This window comes from Caulobacter sp. P1_D6, from assembly GCF_056406095.1.
The window spans coordinates 18007-31825 of the sequence record NZ_JBFUAW010000013.1; the positions used below are offsets into that span (position 1 = coordinate 18007).

The 13819-nt window shown below is 68.9% G+C and carries 13 protein-coding genes; 3 read left to right on the forward strand and 10 right to left on the reverse strand.

The genetic code is table 11. The features are described 5' to 3' along the window. Nucleotide 1 precedes the first annotated feature (1 nt). Nucleotides 2–3010: a glycosyl hydrolase family 28-related protein gene (locus tag AC1DYP_RS09385; protein WP_477046096.1), complete on the reverse strand. Its 3009-nt coding sequence runs from the start codon at nt 3008–3010 to the stop codon at nt 2–4. Between the two features lie 168 nt (nt 3011–3178). Between AC1DYP_RS09385 and AC1DYP_RS09390 the strand changes: the two genes are divergently transcribed. Beyond that, entirely contained in the window at nt 3179–3745 is a 567-nt protein-coding gene (locus tag AC1DYP_RS09390) for a gluconokinase (RefSeq protein ID WP_477046097.1), read from the forward strand. Here the strand turns inward: AC1DYP_RS09390 and AC1DYP_RS09395 are convergent. Next, complete coding sequence (locus AC1DYP_RS09395; RefSeq protein WP_477046098.1) at nt 3734–4411, reverse strand: FadR/GntR family transcriptional regulator; 678 nt, start codon at nt 4409–4411, stop codon at nt 3734–3736. The two genes, AC1DYP_RS09390 and AC1DYP_RS09395, sit on opposite strands and share 12 nt — an antisense overlap. Nucleotides 4412–4769: 358 nt before the next feature. Between AC1DYP_RS09395 and AC1DYP_RS09400 the strand changes: the two genes are divergently transcribed. After that, nucleotides 4770–5030, forward strand: a complete 261-nt coding sequence (locus AC1DYP_RS09400; protein WP_477033761.1) for a helix-turn-helix domain-containing protein — start codon at nt 4770–4772, stop codon at nt 5028–5030. A 16-nt stretch (nt 5031–5046) separates the two neighbouring features. Here AC1DYP_RS09400 and AC1DYP_RS09405 read toward each other — a convergent pair whose 3' ends face one another. Together AC1DYP_RS09405 and AC1DYP_RS09410 are read right to left on the reverse strand one after the other, a co-directional pair. After that, a complete protein-coding gene (locus AC1DYP_RS09405; RefSeq protein ID WP_477046099.1) occupies nt 5047–5469 on the reverse strand; it encodes an SWIM zinc finger family protein in 423 nt (140 codons plus the stop codon). Then, nucleotides 5466–5867 (reverse strand): metallopeptidase family protein, encoded by a 402-nt coding sequence (locus AC1DYP_RS09410; RefSeq protein WP_477046100.1) that lies wholly within the window; start codon nt 5865–5867, stop codon nt 5466–5468. The genes AC1DYP_RS09405 and AC1DYP_RS09410 overlap by 4 nt, the downstream gene beginning before the upstream one ends. 149 nt (nt 5868–6016) lie before the next feature. Between AC1DYP_RS09410 and divL the strand changes: the two genes are divergently transcribed. Beyond that, the gene (divL, locus tag AC1DYP_RS09415) at nt 6017–8329 is read left to right on the forward strand and encodes a cell cycle protein kinase DivL (RefSeq protein ID WP_477046101.1); all 2313 of its coding nucleotides are present in this window, start codon (nt 6017–6019) and stop codon (nt 8327–8329) included. A gap of 179 nt (nt 8330–8508) precedes the next feature. Here divL and AC1DYP_RS09420 read toward each other — a convergent pair whose 3' ends face one another. The 6 genes from AC1DYP_RS09420 to sdhC form a co-directional block, all read right to left on the reverse strand. After that, entirely contained in the window at nt 8509–8829 is a 321-nt protein-coding gene (locus AC1DYP_RS09420; RefSeq protein WP_477033765.1) for a 2Fe-2S iron-sulfur cluster-binding protein, read from the reverse strand. Nucleotides 8830–8861: 32 nt separating this feature from the next. Beyond that, nucleotides 8862–10082, reverse strand: a complete 1221-nt coding sequence (locus tag AC1DYP_RS09425; RefSeq protein ID WP_477046191.1) for an NAD(P)/FAD-dependent oxidoreductase — start codon at nt 10080–10082, stop codon at nt 8862–8864. Between the two features lie 183 nt (nt 10083–10265). Further along, complete coding sequence (locus AC1DYP_RS09430) at nt 10266–11048, reverse strand: succinate dehydrogenase iron-sulfur subunit (protein WP_056755985.1); 783 nt, start codon at nt 11046–11048, stop codon at nt 10266–10268. An 11-nt stretch (nt 11049–11059) separates the two neighbouring features. Continuing rightward, the gene (sdhA, locus tag AC1DYP_RS09435) at nt 11060–12847 is read right to left on the reverse strand and encodes a succinate dehydrogenase flavoprotein subunit (protein WP_477046102.1); all 1788 of its coding nucleotides are present in this window, start codon (nt 12845–12847) and stop codon (nt 11060–11062) included. Then, nucleotides 12847–13251, reverse strand: a complete 405-nt coding sequence (gene sdhD / locus AC1DYP_RS09440; RefSeq protein ID WP_477046103.1) for a succinate dehydrogenase, hydrophobic membrane anchor protein — start codon at nt 13249–13251, stop codon at nt 12847–12849. Before sdhD ends, sdhA begins: the two co-directional genes overlap by 1 nt. A 1-nt stretch (nt 13252) precedes the next feature. Then, nucleotides 13253–13660, reverse strand: a complete 408-nt coding sequence (gene sdhC, locus AC1DYP_RS09445) for a succinate dehydrogenase, cytochrome b556 subunit (RefSeq protein ID WP_477046104.1) — start codon at nt 13658–13660, stop codon at nt 13253–13255. Nucleotides 13661–13819: the final 159 nt, after the last annotated feature.

Sequence of the window (13819 nt, forward strand, 5' to 3'; positions counted from 1 at the left end):
GTCAGGGCGTCACCGCGTACAGCGCGTGATGGGTCAGGACGAACAGGGTGCGCTTGCCCTCGCCGCCGAAGATCAACTGCAGCGGCCGCTCGGGCAAGTCGATGCGACCGGCCAGCCGACCATCGGGCTCGTACTGGAAGATCTGGCCGTTGGCGACGAACACCCGGCCCTGGCCGTCGACCGCCACGCTCTCGCCGCCGCGATTGGCGAACACCTTCAGGTCGATCAGCGTGCCGCCGGGCCCGACCTGGCCGCTGTAGGTCTTGTTCTCGGACCCGTTGGTGACGAACACCCGCTCGCCGACCGCGCCGCCGATCAGCCCGTTGGCCTGCAGGCTGTCGGCCCAGCGCCAGCCGACATGGTCGGGCGGTCCCTGCTGCCACACCCGGAAGGCCGGCAGCGACAGGCTCCCGTCGGGCGACACATAGGCCTGGGCCTTGGGCGCGGCGACGTCGCGGGCGAACATCTCGGCCAGGGTGGTGAAATGGTCGGTCGCGGGATCGTACTGGTCCCTGAACTCGCCGTTGACCCACCAGTTGACCGGCAGCAGCGTCTTGGCGCCCGGCCGCGAGGTCGCCGGCGTGGGCGCGATCATCGTCATCGCGTCCTTGGGCCCGTCCGGGTCGATCGAATAGACGCTGGCCTGCGGGCCGTACGAGGACACCACCAGCAGCTTGCCCGAGGCGTCGACCGCCAGGTTCACGGGGTCGAGCGAATGGTCGCGCACCACTTCCAGGCCCTTGGCCGCCGTCCAGCGATAGATCCGCTGGAAGCGCTTCTCGACGAAATAGAGCGCGCCGTCCGCGCCGACGGTCGCGCCGGAGATCGACCAGAAGCCGCTCTCCAGCTTGCGGACCTTGTCGTCGCCCTCCACAGCGGCGGCCGGCTTGGCCTCGCCGACTACGTCAAGCACCGCGAATTCGCGCTCGCGGACCTCCAGCTTGCGGGTCTTGTCCTGGATCGCGTTCTCGAACGGGAACTTGCTGGCGCGCAGATAGGTGCCGCAACCGATCTGGTCGCAGAGGGCGATGCCGCTCTCGGCGTTGATGTGGACGTTGCGGAAGCGGATGTCGGTCGAGTTGAACAGCTTCACCGCCGTTTCGGCGGGATGGTACGACCGCGTCACCCGATAGCCGTGATAGTTGGCGAACAGGATGTTGCGCGAGTTGCGGACCTCAAGCGAGACGGCGTCGGGGCCGTCGCCGACCTCCTGCTCGGTCTGGGGCGCCAGGAATTCCCAGTTCTGGACGTTGTCGAGCACGAACTCGTTGCGCACGTGGTGCTCGACCGAGACCTCGTAGATGTGGCCCGGCGTGCTGGTGTCGGAAATGTAGAAGCCGGCCGAGGCGAAGGTGTTGGGGCTCCAGACGTCGGCGAACGTGCCGCCGCCGCCATCGGTCACCCAGATGCTGGGGTACTGGCCGTCCCAGCGGCCGTCGGCCACCGGATCGCCGCTGCGCGCCTGGGCCGCGCCCAGCGGCTTGCCGTCCATGGTGGGCGTACCGCCGCCGCCCATGATCTTGAGGTCGGTGACCTGCGAGGTCGCGCCCGAGCGCCACAGCAGCGCCGAGGCGCGCGGGTTGACGCGGCCGGTGAACACCCCGATCCCCGAAAGGATGTTGTCGCCGCCCTTGGGCGTTTCCAGCACGGGCGCCACCGGTCCGACGCCGGCATGGCGCGGATTGTCGTCGGGGATCACCAGCTGGGTCAGGGCCGGATGCAGGCCGACCAGCACGGTGTCGGGCCGAAGCTTCAGGGTGTCGGTGACCTTGTAGAAGCCGGTCGGCAGATAGAGCACGCGGTGCGTGTCGATCGCCTTCTGCAGAGCGGCGGTGTCGTCGCTCGTGCTGTCGCCCTTCACGCCCAGGGTCTTGACGTTGACCCAGTCGGCGACCGGCGGCAGGGCGCGGATCGCCGGGGCCTGCGCCGCCGGCGGGCCCGGCAGCGGGGAAAGGTCCACGTTGGTCTTGTACTCGCCCATCTGGCCCAGACCCGGCAGTGTCAGGCCGTAGGTGAACGAGGCCACCCGATAGGCGCGGCCCTTGCCGGCCACCGTCTTGCCGCTGTCGCGGAAGCGGGCGAACACCGGGGTGTTGGTGGCCACCGCGTTGTCGAAGCCGACCTGGGTGAAGACGTTGTCCTCGGCGGAGATCACGACGCCGGCTTTCGAGACGTTCTCGAAGCGGACGTTCTTGCCCCACAGGCTGTCGCTGTAGCCGCGGTCGATCTCGATGCCTACCGGCGTGTTCTTGATCGCCACGTTGACCAGGGTCAGGTCGACCTCGTGCTCGCGGATGGCCGCGTCGCGCTGGCCGTCGAACGTCGAGTCGACCAGGGTGAACTGCCAGGCCGGCGAGGTCTTCTCGGTGACGATGCCGTAGCGGCCGCCGTGGAAGTGGACGTCTTCCATGATGTTGCCCGCCTGGTAGACCCCGGCGAAGGCCGAGCCCAGGCGGAAGTCCATGTGGCTGAGGAAGGCGTGCTGGGCCATGCGGAACCGCACCGCCGCCGCCGCCGGATTGCCCGCGCCGATCTCGACGTCGACATTGCTCAGGGCCGAATAGAAGGTGCCGGAATTGGCGTCGCGCACCTTGACGGTCGACGGCACCACCGTCGGTACGGGCACGGGGATCTCCCCGACCTGGTATTGGTCGCCGCCCGTGAACACGATCATCGTGCCCACGCCCTTCTGGAAGCCCGGCGTGTTGGGTCCCAACACGAACACCGGCCGGGTGGCGCCCACGCCGAAGATGCGCACGCCCGGCGGCACCAGGATGCTGCGGCTCAGGCGATAGCGGCCCGACGGCAGGAAGACGAGGCCGTGGCCGGTCTTGTCGCGCGCGGCGTCGATGGCTTTCTGGACCGCGTCGGTGTCGTCGGCGCGGCCGTCGCCGACGCCCTTGACGGTGACGGCGCGGGGATCGTCGGGCGCGGTGAGCAGGACGGAGCCGGTCGAGGCCAGAGCTGGGGTCGAAACCACCAGGAACGCCGCCAGAAGGACCGCTCTCATACCGCTACTCCTCGTCGCAATCCCTTATCGATAAGGAAACGCCGCCCGCCCGCCATCCTCGACCATGGTCGTAGTTACGCCCTGTCGGCGGCCCGGTAGAACCCGATTTCAACCGTGCGATCGGCCTGTCGGTCCTTCGCCCTGCCGGCCGCCTTCCAAGGAGACCGCTTGCCGTCGCCATCCCGCCTCGCCCCGTCCGCCGGGTTCGCCATCATCGCCATGGGCGTGAGCGGGAGCGGAAAGTCGACGCTCGGCGCCCTGCTGGCGAACAAGCTCGACTGCCCGTTCCTGGAAGGCGACGACTTCCACGACGCGCGCGCGATCGCCAAGATGAGCGCCGGTCAGCCCCTCGACGACGACGACCGCTGGCCCTGGCTGGATCGCCTGGGGTTGGCGGTCGGCGAGGCCCTGACGTCGGGAGGGCGGGTCGTGGCGGCCTGCTCGGCGCTGAGACGCAGCTATCGCGAGCGCCTGCGCGGCGCCATCGCCGCCCCCACGCGCTTCGTGATGCTGGACGCCAGCCACGACGAGCTCCTGCGGCGTCTCACCAGCCGGTCGGACCACTACATGCCCGCCAGCCTGCTGGAGAGCCAGCTGGCCACGCTGGAGCGTCCCGGCGCCGACGAGGCGGTCTTCACGCTCGACGCCGCCGCCCCGCCCGAGCGGCTCTGCGAGATCGCCCAGGCTTGGCTGGAAGACGCGCGCAGGGCCGCTGCGGGCGCCTCAGGGCATTAGGCGTTTTCGACCGCGCGACAGATGCCAGCGCATGGCCAGGGCGGCGCTGTCGCCGTCCTGCGCGCGGATCGCTTCGACGATCATCTCGTGCTCGCGCATCATCTCGCCGATCACTTCCGGCGGCCGCGATCGCGAGATGTCGACGCCCGCCCGCATGATCCGGTCGACATCGGCCTCCAGGGCCTCGAAGGTGACCAGGAAGGCGGGATTGGCCGTCGCCAGCACGATCCGGCGATGCAGCTCCATGTCCTCGGCGTGGGCGGGCGCGTTCGACAGCAGCGCCTCGCGCAATTTCGAAAGCCCTTCCTCGATGCTGGCCATCTCCTCGGCCGAGCGTCGGACCGCCGCCAGCCGCGCGGCCTCGGCCTCGAGCACGAAGCGCACCTCGTAGCTGCCCATCGTCGACGGCAGTTCGGAAAGGGGCATGTAGGCGCCCAGCTTGTCGGAGGGCCGGCTCTTCACGAACGAGCCGGCGCCGCGCCGGGCCTCGGTGATGCCGTCGGCGGCCAGCCGAACGAGGGCCTCGCGCMCGATCGTGCGCGACATGCCGAAGATCTCCGCCAGGCGCGCCTCGGAAGGCAGACGATCGCCGACCGCCAATCCGTCGGCGTTGATCATCTCAACGATGCCCGTATACGCCCTGTCCGCTAGGCGGCCTTCGCTCATCCGTCGGTCTCCAACTCGAACGGCGCCACCATCGCGCTATTCGCCCGGCATAGAAAGCCGGCGCGCCATCCACCCTCCAAGGGCGCTTTCGGGCGCCGGACAGGCCGGCTTCGCTTCGCTCGCGACGAGCCTTTTTCGGCTCACTGTATGCCAAACCTGTATGACAGGTTTCGAGATGAAACTCTACAGATCGAAATGTTCACGCTCACATCGGCCAAATCGCTTGAACTTGTCCAACAGATAGCGTTACCATCACGAACGCGACCCGGATTCACCGACCATCACTCGGCGAACAAAAGAAACCGGGCGCTGCGCCGTCCAAAACGGCCGCGCAGGGATGAAGCAGAGGGGTTCAGCAATGACCACGACGGCAGTCCGCTTTATCGACCGGAATCTGGAGGCGGCGTTCGACGAACTGACGCCGACCCAGCTGAAGGTCCTGGAAGGCGTCAATTCGGGCCTGCTCAACAAGCAGATCGCTTTCGACCTCGGCATCGCCGAGGCCACGGTCAAAGCGCACATGACCGCGCTGATGCGCAAGCTCAACGTTCACAACCGGACCCAGGCCGCGATCGCGGCCCAGGCCCTGGCCTACTGGCCGCGGTCCGCCGCCCGATAAACCGTCGAGCCGCCGCCTAGCCTTCCAGCGACGCCAGCACCTTCGGGTCGCGCTTGGCCAGTTCGACGATCCGCTCGATCAGGGCGTCCTTGCTCTCCAGCGCCAGGCCGTCGCGCAGGCGGGCCAGGCGATCGCGCACATAGCCCCGGCCCGTCGTGTCCAGCAGATTGGCGGCGACCACCACGGCCGCCTGGTGCTTGCAGGCCCCGAACTTCTCGAAGCCCGGGCAGGTGCAGGCGCCCTCGCCGTCCGGGGCGCGCAAGCTGACGACATAGAGGTCGCCGACGCTGCCGGTCACGTGGGCGGTGACGGCGTCGTCCTCGATGGCCACCAGGTCGACCTTGCCCGCTTCCGCCAGCTGGACGCCGCTCTCGAACCAATGCGCCTCCATGCGTCCCTGCCAGGCTTCGGCGTCGAACAGGCTGTCGGCGGAACTCATGCGTCGTCCTCGATGCGGTGGATGTCGTCGTCCGACAGGCCGAAATGGTGGCCTATCTCGTGGACCAGCACGTGCGCGATCAGCTCGCCCAGGGTGACGTCGCCGCGCTCGCACCATTCGTCGAGGATCGGCCGGCGGTAGAGAAACACCATCGACGCCTGCGGCGTGGGGTCGAACAGCGAGCGGCGGGCCAGGTCGACGCCCTGGTAGAGGCCGGTCAGCTCGAACGGATCCTCGATGCCCAGATCGTCCAGCACCTCCTCGGAGGCGAAATCGTCGATGCGGAACACGACGTCGCCGGTCTGGCGGCGGAAGTCGGCGGGCAGGTCGTCGAACGCCTTTCGCGCCAGGGCGGCGAAGTCGTCCAGGGACGGTGCGAGGCGATCGGTCCAGGTCATGGTCGGTACATAGGCTGGCGGGACCGCGCCGGAAAGACCAGTAAGGGCTGTGCGACAGCCACGCTCATCGCGCTCTGGTCACGCGCGGCCTAATCTGTGAATCTGATTCGCTAACCACGTCCGCAGCCCGGGGGCCGACGACAAGCCTGATGACCTCGTCCGACCTGATCTTGGCCGCGACGGCCGGCGCGGTCTGCCTCGCCCTTTGCGCCACGCTGTGGGCGATGTCCCAGCGACGGCGGTTCGAGGACCATCTCGTCCGCCTGAAGGCCCGCGCCCAGGTCCTGGAAACCCGGCTGATGGACAGCCAGGGGGCCGCCGAGGCCTTCGAGAGCGCTGTGGTCGCCATCCACGACGGCGGCGTCGACCTGGTGTCCGGCGAGGACGCCCTGGCCGAATGCGCCAAGATCCTCGACGTCGCCGCCGACGCCCAGGCCGTGGTCGTGGCCCTGACCGAAGCCGATCCGTCCCACGCCCAGAAGCTGAAGGCCTTGTTCGAACAGGGCGAGGTCTGCGCCTTCGAGGCGCGCGGCCCGCGCGGCGGCGTGCTGGTCGAGGGCCGGGCGGCTGGAACCCGGGCCTGGCTGCGCCTGGCCGCGGCCGCCGCCAACGAGACCGGCCTGCCCGACGCCGGCCGCTTCGCCGCCTTCATGGACGGCCTGATCGAGCCGGCCTGGATCTCGGGCGCCGACGGCGCGCCGGTCTGGGGCAACGCGGCCTATCTGCGGGTGGTCGGGGTCGAGACCGCCGGCGACGCCACGCGCGACAACAAGTCGATCGACCGCGCCGCCGACGCCTTGGTGGTCGAGGCCGCCAAGGCCGGCGAGCTGCGCGAACTGGTCCGCTGGGTGCCGCTGGACGGCCGCCGCCGGGCCCTGCGCTTCTCGGCCCAGCCGCTGGAAGGCGGCGGGGTCGGGGTGTTCAGCAGCGACGTCACCGAGGTCGAGGACATGCGCGACGCGCTGAAGAAGCACGTCGCGGCCCACGACGAGACCCTCAACCACATCGCCGACGCGGTGGCGATCTTCAGCGCCGGTCGGCGTCTCGCCTTCCATAACACCGCCTTCGCCGAGCTGTGGGGCCTGGAGCCGGCCTGGCTGGCCGAGCGTCCCACCCACGGCGAGGTGCTGGACCGCCTGCGCCAGCGCCGCCGCCTGCCCGAGACGGTCGACTACGCCAAGTGGAAGGCCGCCGAGCTGGCGCGCTACGAGGACCTGGGCCCCCAGGCCGACGAAATGTGGGACCTGCCCGACGGCCGCACCCTGCGCGTCGTGCGCCAGCCCCACCCGCTGGGCGGCATGCTGCTGCTCTATTCCGACATCACCGGCGAGCTGCGGCTGAAGGCCCAGTACAACGCCCTCATCCAGGTGCAGCAGGCCACGCTGGACAAGCTGAACGACGCGGTGGCGGTGTTCGGCTCCGACGGCCGCCTGCGGCTGCACAACGAGGCCTTCGAGACCTTCTGGAACGTCTCGGCCCAGGCCCTCGAGGCGGCGGTCGACTTCGAGGGCGTGGTCGAGTTGTGCGTGCCGCGCCTGCATGACCTGAGCTTCTGGCGCGAACTGAAGGGCCGGGTGGCCGATCCCGACCCGCAGATGCGCGCCCCGACCTCGGGCGAGACCCGCACCTCGGACAATCGCATCATCGTCTATCAGAGCCGTCCGCTGCCCGACGGCGCGACCCTGATCGCCTTCGCCGACGTCACCGACACCCGCCAGCTGGAAAGCGCCCTGGCCGACCGCTCCCAGGCCCTGACCGAGGCCGAGCGGCTGAAGCGCGACTTCGTCGGCAACGTCTCGTACGAGCTGCGCACGCCGCTGACGACGATCATCGGCTATTCGGAACTGCTGGAGCGGGCCGACGGCCTGTCGGAACGCAGCCGGGGCCACGTGGCGTCGGTGCGCTCGGCGGCCACCCAGCTGGCCCGCTCGATCGACGACGTGCTGGACATGGCCCAGATCGACGCCGGCGAGATGGCGCTGGAGATCGAGGACATCCGCGTGGCCGGCCTGATGAGCGACGCCCAGGAGCGGTCGCTGAAACTGGCTCAGTTGGGCGGCGTCACGCTGTCGGTGGAGTGCGATCCGGACGTCGGCCTGATCCGCGGCGACCACAAGCGGCTGTCGCAGATCCTGGACCACCTGATCGAGAACGCCCTGCGCCAGACCCCGCCGGACGGGGTGGTCACCCTGTCGGCACGGCGCGCGCTGGGCGAGGTGCGGCTGGACGTCGCCGACACTGGCCGGGGCGTGCCCTTCCACGTCCAGGCCCACATCTTCGACCGCTTCGTCGGCCGCGACCGCGGCGGCCCGGGCCTGGGCCTGGCCCTGGTCAAGGCGCTGGTCGAGCTGCACGGCGGCTGGGTGGCGCTGGAGAGCGAGCCCGGCGCGGGGTCGATGTTCACGTGCCACCTGCCCGAGACGCAGCAACCCGGGGCGGCGCAGCCGGAGTTTGGGTTCTAGAACCTAGTTTCGCGCGGCGAACGCTTGCCCTACGGATCGCTTCGCGATCGTCTTCCCCCACAGGGGGAAGAGGCGCCGCCGGCGAGGTGCACGAGCCTCCGCCCCCTATGGGGGCGGACAGACCGCGAAGCGGTCAGGTGGGGGCAGGTGAGTGAGCCACCGCCCCAGAAAACACCCAGCTAGTGCTGGCTCTCAGGCAGCCGCACCACCAACCCGTCCAGCCCGTCCGACACCTTGATCTGGCACGACAGGCGCGAGTTCGGCTCGACGTTCTCGGCGAAGTCCAGCATCGACTCCTCCATGGCCGACTTCTCGCCGGTCTTGGACAGCCACGCGTCGTCGACATAGACGTGGCAGGTGGCGCAGGCGCAGGCGCCGCCGCAGTCGGCGTCGATGCCCGGCACGTTGTTCTTCACCGCGCCTTCCATGACCGTCAGGCCCGGCTTGACGTCGATGACGTGGTCCGTGCCGTCGTGCTCGATGTAGGTGATCTTGGCCATGGGTCCCCTGAACTCGCTTTTGAACGGTCGTTTTACGCCGCTACTTCTTTCATGGAAATCGTCGGATCCGCCAGCTTCTCGATGCTGACGGGCGTGCGCTTGGCGATCAATTGCTTGCCGGCCATGAACTCGGGCGGCGCGTTGACCGCCTCGACGGCCTGGACCAGGTCGCCCTTCAGGTGGAAGACGGCGAACTTGGCGGCCGCAACGTCGCCGCGCACCACCTGGCGGTCGGCGTCGAACGGCAGGCCGGCGATCTGCAGTTTCAGATCGTATTGGTCGGACCAGAACCACGGGATCTCGTGCGGCGGCATCGGCCGGCCGGCGATGGCGGCGGCGGCCTGCTTGGCCTGCTCCAGGGCGTTGGGCACGCTTTCCAGGCGGAACTGGCGGCCGTAGATCGGCAGCGGGCGGTGGGTCAGGTCGCCGATGGCGAACACGAACGGATCGGCCGTGCGGGCCTCGATGTCGACCACCACGCCGTTGGCGCACTCCAGCCCGGCGTCGCGGGCCAGCTCCTCGTTGGGGATCGCCCCCACGCCGACCAGGGCCGCGTCGCAGGCGATCACCGAGCCGTCGGTCATCCGCACGCCCGTGACGTGACCATCGACACCGTCGAACCCGGCCACCCCGGCGTTGAGCACGAAGGTCACGCCCCGCGCGCCGTGATAGTCCTGGAAGAAGCTCGACAGGGTCTCGCAGGCCACCCGGGCCAGCACACGCGGCTCGCGCTCGATGATCGTGGCGTGGCCGCCCAGGGCCATGGTCGAGGCCGCGGCCTCCAGGCCCACATAGCCGCCGCCGACCACCGCCAGACGCTTGCCGGGACCCAGGTGGCTCTTCAGCGCCTCGGCGTCGGCCGCCGTGCGCAGGGCCAGGACGCCGGCCAGGTCCGCGCCGCGGATCGGCAGGGCGCGGGCCCGGGCGCCGGTGGCCAGGATCAGGTAGTCGTAGGGAAGGTGCTCGCCCGAGGCCAGGGTGACGGTCTTGGCGCCGCGATTGAGGCTGACCACCACGCCGCCCAGGCGCAGGGAGACGCCCGCCTCCTCGTACCAGCTGCTGGGCTTGAGCTGCAGGCTGTCGGCGTCGGCCTCGCCCTTCAGCCAGGCCTTGCTGAGCGGCGGGCGCTGATAGGGCAGCAGGGGCTCGTCGCCGATCAGCACGATCGGGCCGGTGTGGCCGTATTGGCGAAGGAAGGCGGCGGCCGAACCGCCGGCATGGCCGGCGCCGACGATCACGACGCGGGCGTTCAGATCACCGGTCCCTGCTTCACTCAACGCCAAAGTCCTCCCGTTCGAGCAAAGATGACGGTGGCGTCACCTTTTTGCAAGCCGATCGGCCTTGGGCTCGAAGATCGGTTTTAGCGATCTTCTGCGGCGTTTGAAGCACCCTCGTCCCGAGCCCGTCGAAGAACGAGGGAAATGGAGCCGTGGTGTCTAGACCACGCGCTCCACCAGCATCTTCTTGATCTCGGCGATCGCCTTGGCCGGGTTCAGACCCTTCGGGCAGACCTGGGCGCAGTTCATGATCGTGTGGCAGCGATAGAGCTTGAACGGGTCCTCGAGGTTGTCGAGGCGGTCGCCCGTGGCTTCGTCGCGGCTGTCGATCAGCCAGCGGTAGGCGTGCAGCAGGGTCGCCGGGCCCAGGTACTTGTCGCCGTTCCACCAGTAGCTGGGGCACGAGGTCGAGCAGCAGGCGCAGAGGATGCACTCGTAGAGGCCGTCCAGCTTGGAGCGGTCTTCCGGCGACTGCTTCCACTCGGTCTGCGGCTCGGGCGTGACGGTGTGCAGCCAGGGCTCGATCGAGGCGTACTGGGCGTAGAACAGCGTCAGGTCGGGGATCAGGTCCTTGACCACCGGCTGGCTGGGCAGCGGGCTGATCTGCACGGCCTTGCCGGGGGTGTCGGCGTGGCCGTGGGTGCAGGCCAGGGTGTTGCGGCCGCCGATGTTCATCGCGCACGAGCCGCAGACGCCTTCACGGCACGAGCGGCGGAAGGCCAGCGTCGGGTCGATGGTGTTCTTGATGTAGAGCAGGGCGTCCAGGACCATCGGGCCGCAGGCGTCGACGTCCACCTCGTAGGTGTCCCAGCGCGGGTTGCGGCCGTCTTCCGGATCGTAGCGATAGACCTTGAACGCGCGCGTGTTCTTGGCGCCGGCCGGAGCGGGCCAGGTCTTGCCGTTCTGGACGGTGGAGTTCTTGGGGAGGGTGAGCTGAACCATCGATCGTACCCTCAGTACACGCGCTGCTTGGGCGGGATGTAGTCGATATCTTTCGACATGGTGTAGCTGTGCACCGGCCGGAAATCGATCTTCACCTTGCCGGTCGACTGGTCGAGCCAGGCCAGGGTGTGCTTCATCCAATTGGCGTCGTCACGCGTGGAGAAGTCCTCGCGGGCGTGGGCGCCGCGGCTTTCGGTGCGGTTGACCGCCCCGGCCACGGTCACGACGGCCTGGCCGATCAGGTTGTCGAACTCCAGGGTCTCCATCAGGTCGGTGTTCCACACCAGACCCCGGTCGCTGACCTTGATGTCCTTGGCCTTGTCCCAGACCGCCTGCAGGCGCACGACGCCGCTTTCCAGGCTTTCGCCGGTGCGGAACACCGCGGCGTCCTCCTGCATGGCCTTCTGCATCTCGAGGCGCAGGGCGGCCGTCGGCTGGGCGCCGTTGGCGTTGCGGTAGCGGTCGAAGCGGGCCAGGTGGCCGTCGGTCATGCTGTCCTTCAGCTCCGGCTGGGTGGCCATCGGCTTGAGGATCTCGGCGCAGCGCAGCGCGGCCGCGCGGCCGAACACCACCAGGTCGATCAGGCTGTTGGAGCCCAGGCGGTTGGCGCCGTGCACCGACACGCAGGCGGCCTCGCCCACGGCCATCAGGCCGGGGATCACCTGGTCGGGGTTGTCGCCCGACTTGGTGACGACTTCGCCGTGATAGTTCGTCGGGATGCCGCCCATGTTGTAGTGGACGGTCGGCAGGACCGGGATCGGGGCCTTGGTCACGTCGACGCCGGCGAAGACCTTGGCGGTCTCGGAGATGCCGGGCAGGCGCTCGTGCAGGATCTTCGGGTCCAGGTGGTCCAGGTGCAGGAAGATGTGGTCCTTGTTGGGGCCCACGCCGCGGCCTTCGCGGATCTCGATGGTCATGGCCCGGCTGACCATGTCACGCGGGGCCAGGTCCTTCACCGACGGGGCGTAGCGCTCCATGAAGCGCTCGCCTTCCGAGTTGGTCAGGTAGCCGCCTTCGCCGCGCGCGCCTTCGGTGATCAGGCAGCCGGCGCCGTAGATGCCGGTGGGGTGGAACTGCACGAATTCCATGTCCTGCAGCGGCAGGCCGGCGCGCAGCGCCATGGCGTTGCCGTCGCCCGTGCAGGTGTGGGCCGAGGTGGCCGAGAAGTAGGCGCGGCCGTAGCCGCCGGTGGCCAGGATGACCATCTGGGCCTGGAACCGGTGCAGGGTGCCGTCGTCCAGCTTCCAGGCGGTGACGCCCCGGCAGACGCCGTCTTCCATGATCAGGTCGAGCGCGAAGTACTCGATGAAGAACTCGGTGTCATGGGCCAGGGACTGGCCGTACATCGTGTGCAGCATGGCGTGACCGGTCCGGTCGGCCGCCGCGCAGGTGCGCTGGATCGGGCCTTCGCCGAAGTTCTTGGTCATGCCGCCGAAGGCGCGCTGATAGATCTTGCCGTCCACGGTGCGCGAGAACGGCACGCCCCAGTGCTCCAGCTCATAGACCGCCGCCGGCGCGTTGCGGGTCAGGTATTCGATGGCGTCCTGGTCGCCCAGCCAGTCCGAACCCTTGACGGTGTCGAACATGTGCCAACGCCAGTCGTCCTGGCCCATGTTGCCCAGCGAGGCCGAGATCCCGCCCTGGGCGGCGACCGTGTGGCTGCGGGTCGGGAACACCTTGGTGACGCATGCCGTCTTCAGGCCCGCTTGCGCGCAGCCGAGAGCCGCGCGGAGGCCCGAGCCGCCGGCGCCGACGACGACGACGTCGAACTTGTGGTCGATGAACTTGTAGGCCGACATCAGAAGGCTCCGGTGAAGGCGACCTTGAGGATCGCCACGACCCCAAGAGCGCCGCCGAGGACGCAAACGAAAAGATTGGCGAGGACCAGCACGGTCTTGACCGTGAAGTCCGGGACGTAGTCCTCGATCACGACCTGCACCTGAAGCCTCAAATGGATCAGGGCGACGACGATCAGCAGGCAGAGCAGGACGGTGTTGTGCGGGATCGACACCCAGATGGCGGCGCCGTCGAAGTCCAGGGCGGCCAGGCGCAGGCCGGCGAACAGGCCCCACAGGGCCAGCGGAATCAGGGCGATGCCCGACACGCGCTCGGTGATGAAGTGGCCGACGCCGTGGTGCGAGGCGCCCAGGCCGCGGGCCCGGGAGATCGGCGTGCGGAAGCGGGCGGAGGAAGGACCGGCCATATCAGAGCGCTCCGGTTTGGGCGGCGATGACCCAGACGACGACGGCGCCGACCACCGCGAAGGCGATGGCGCAGGCGCCGGACATGTCGGCGATCTTCGGCGTGAAGCCCTTGCCGGCGTCCCAGACGGTCTGACGCACGGTGTAGGCGATGTTGTAGAGCACCGCGACGGTCAGGCCGAACAGCACCAGCTTGCCGAGGAACGAGCCCAGGGAGCCGGTGTAGCAGGCGTAGGCTTCAGGACCCGAGGCCAGGGCCAGGGCCCAGCCGGCCAGCAGCAGGACGCCGACATACAGCGCGAAGACGGTGGCCCGGTGCAGGATCGAGCAGGCCATGGTGATGTGCCAGCGCCAGACTTGCAGGTGCGGCGACAGGGGGCGGTCGGGAAGGCCCCCGCTGGTGTCGGTCATGGTTGCGTCCAACCCTTTGGCTTTGTGCGTTGCGGGATGCTTTTAAGCGCGACGTTGGGGGTGTCAACGCGGCCGCCCTTGTTGAGAAACGTTCTCAGGGCAAGGCGATCAAGCAGCGGAAGCCAAAAGCTGGAACCTGGATTGCGACAGGCCGAGCAA

Bases quoted from the DNA above. Each gene is read 5' to 3' on its own strand.
- AC1DYP_RS09385 (WP_477046096.1), bottom strand. From the start codon at position 3,010: ATGAGAGCGGTCCTTCTGGCGGCGTTCCTGGTGGTTTCGACCCCAGCT.
- AC1DYP_RS09400 (WP_477033761.1), top strand. From the start codon at position 4,770: ATGACCACGACGGCAGTCCGCTTTATCGACCGGAATCTGGAGGCGGCG.
- AC1DYP_RS09405 (WP_477046099.1), bottom strand. From the start codon at position 5,469: ATGAGTTCCGCCGACAGCCTGTTCGACGCCGAAGCCTGGCAGGGACGC.
- AC1DYP_RS09410 (WP_477046100.1), bottom strand. From the start codon at position 5,867: ATGACCTGGACCGATCGCCTCGCACCGTCCCTGGACGACTTCGCCGCC.
- divL (WP_477046101.1), top strand. From the start codon at position 6,017: ATGACCTCGTCCGACCTGATCTTGGCCGCGACGGCCGGCGCGGTCTGC.
- AC1DYP_RS09420 (WP_477033765.1), bottom strand. From the start codon at position 8,829: ATGGCCAAGATCACCTACATCGAGCACGACGGCACGGACCACGTCATC.
- AC1DYP_RS09430 (WP_056755985.1), bottom strand. From the start codon at position 11,048: ATGGTTCAGCTCACCCTCCCCAAGAACTCCACCGTCCAGAACGGCAAG.
- sdhA (WP_477046102.1), bottom strand. From the start codon at position 12,847: ATGTCGGCCTACAAGTTCATCGACCACAAGTTCGACGTCGTCGTCGTC.
- sdhD (WP_477046103.1), bottom strand. From the start codon at position 13,251: ATGGCCGGTCCTTCCTCCGCCCGCTTCCGCACGCCGATCTCCCGGGCC.
- sdhC (WP_477046104.1), bottom strand. From the start codon at position 13,660: ATGACCGACACCAGCGGGGGCCTTCCCGACCGCCCCCTGTCGCCGCAC.